Raw genomic sequence first — 2435 nt, forward strand, 5'->3', positions numbered from 1 at the left:
ATTTGTAATCGCAACAAATACTTTACTCTTTTTCATTCTATGTCTCCCCCTTTGGTCGACATTACAACGGTTTTTTTAACTTATGGATATGAATCATTTCATGAGCTTTCTCATAACCTGCGTCTGCTAACCGAATAATACTTAATGCGGGATCCATCTTTAACACTCGTTCTAGTTTTTTTGCTCCTGCTACTGTTCCATCTGCTATCGCTGTCATACCGGTGTGTATAGAGTTTCCAATTCCAACTCCTCCACCATGTTGAATCGTAACCATCGATGCTCCTGCACTTGCATTGAGCATCCCTAGCAAAATAGGCCAATCAGCAACAAGATCACTACCATCTTTCATATCTTCTGACTCTCTGTAAGGTGCTGCAATCGTACTTGCTTCAGAATGGTCTCTCGTGATTGCAACAGGACCCTGCAAATCTCCGTTAGCTACCATATCATTTAAAATTTGGCCTAACTCGATTCGTTCTTCATAATTTAACCAGCACGTACGAGCAGGCAATCCGTAGAAATGTAAATTATCTTGGACATAAGTTAGCCATCTCTGCAAACGAGTATCGTGAGCGTAACGATTTAACAATTTTTCATCTATTGCATAAATATCACTTGGACTTCCTGAAAGTGCAATCCATCGACAAGGTCCACGTCCTTCACTATAAAGAGGACGAATGTACTGTGTTACAAAGTTCGGAATATTGAAAGCTTGCTCTAATCCATTTTTATGCGCTTGTCCCCTAATATTATTTCCATAATCAAAGACAATTGCTTCTCTCTTTTGGAATTCAAGCATCGCTTCAACATGACGAATGACTGAGCGTTGAGCGAGATTAATATATGTTTTTCGTTTATTTTTACGTAAATAACTAGCTTGTTCTAAAGTGAGACCTTCTGGTACGTAGCCATCTACTAAATCATGAGCGGCTGTTTGATCAGTCACAATAGAGGGAGTAAAATTTAATTCCAACATTTCACGATAGACATCTGGTGCATTTCCAATTAAAGCAATTGCTAAAGGTTGCTTTAATTCGGCTGCTTCTTGCGCAAGTTCAATTGCACGCTCAGTAGAATGAACTGCTATGTCGCAATAGTTGTTTAACAATCGACGATTTACTTTCTCTTCATCAATTTCTACAATAATTGATACGCCACCATGCATAGATACTGAAAGTGGTTGCGCCGAGCCCATTCCACCTAATCCAGAGCTCAGTACAATATGTCCCTTCAATGAGTCATTAAAATAACGGGCTGCAATTTCCCCCATCGTCTCAAAAGTTGTTTGCAGAATACCTTGTACCCCTATGTAAGACCAACTTGCCGCTGTTGCCTGTCCATACATCGTTAAACCTTTTTCTTCTAATTTTTTAAACTCTGCATCGTTCGCCATTGCTGGAACAATCATAGAAGTGGAAGAAATGACGCGCGGGGCATCTTCATAAGTCGTAAATACACCTACTGGCTTCCCTGATTGTATGAGCAACGTTTCATCACTTTTCAACTTTTTTAATTCGGTAATGATTTGCTGAAGTGATTTTTCGTCTCTCGCTGCCTTCCCTCGCCCTCCATATACAATTAAGTCATCTGGGCGCTCAGCTACACGGGGGTCTAGACTATTTAACAATAATCTTAATAAAGCTTCTGTCTCCCAAGTTTCGCAATTCAAGTGTTGTCCGACTGGAGAGTACCATGGTTTTCGCTCGTTCATTTGCAACACTCCTTTGAAAATGGGTAAAACTGTCCCACTTTTTGCGGGACAGTACCATTCATTTTATTGTTCGAGCATCGGAATGCGTACACCACGCTCTTTCGCAACATCGATTGCACGCTCGTATCCTGCGTCAGCATGACGAATAACACCCATTCCTGGATCTGATACTAAAACGCGTTCAATTCGTTGACGTGCCTCATCTGAACCATCCGCTACAAGAACTTGACCTGCGTGTAAAGAATAACCCATTCCTACACCGCCACCGTGGTGAACACTTACCCAACTTGCTCCACCAGAAGTATTAATTAATGCGTTTAAAATTGGCCAGTCTGCAATTGCATCTGAACCATCTTTCATCGATTCTGTTTCACGGTTTGGTGATGCTACAGAACCTGAGTCTAAGTGATCTCGACCGAAGACGATCGGTGCTGAAATTTCTCCACTTGCAACCATTTCGTTCACTTTCAATGCGAACTTGTGACGCTCTCCATATCCGAGCCAGAAAATACGTGACGGTAAACCTTGCCACTGTACCATTTCTTGAGCCATATCAATCCAGTTCACAAGAGCTTCATCGTGACCGAACATTTCTTTTGCTAATGCATCTGTTTTGTAAATATCTTCTGGATCTCCTGAAAGTGCTGCCCAACGGAAAGGCCCTTTCCCTTCACAGAAGAGTGGACGTAAATATGCTGGAACGAATCCTGGGAAGTCGAAAGCA

1 protein-coding gene and 1 pseudogene are annotated in these 2435 nt (G+C 41.6%); both read right to left on the reverse strand.

The features are described from left to right. Positions 1-61: 61 nt before the first annotated feature. Positions 62-1711: a urocanate hydratase gene (hutU, locus tag VIG73_RS09135; protein WP_331641189.1), complete on the reverse strand. Its 1650-nt coding sequence runs from the start codon at positions 1709-1711 to the stop codon at positions 62-64. 63 nt (positions 1712-1774) lie between these two features. Beyond that, positions 1775-2435, reverse strand: a pseudogene (locus VIG73_RS09140) (urocanate hydratase); the annotation flags it as partial.

This window comes from Cerasibacillus sp. (assembly GCF_036516575.1).
Lineage (GTDB): Bacteria > Bacillota > Bacilli > Bacillales > Amphibacillaceae > Cerasibacillus.

What these genes read in the sequence shown, in the direction of transcription:
- hutU (WP_331641189.1), bottom strand. Translation starts at nt 1,711, where the DNA reads ATGAACGAGCGAAAACCATGGTACTCTCCAGTCGGACAACACTTGAAT.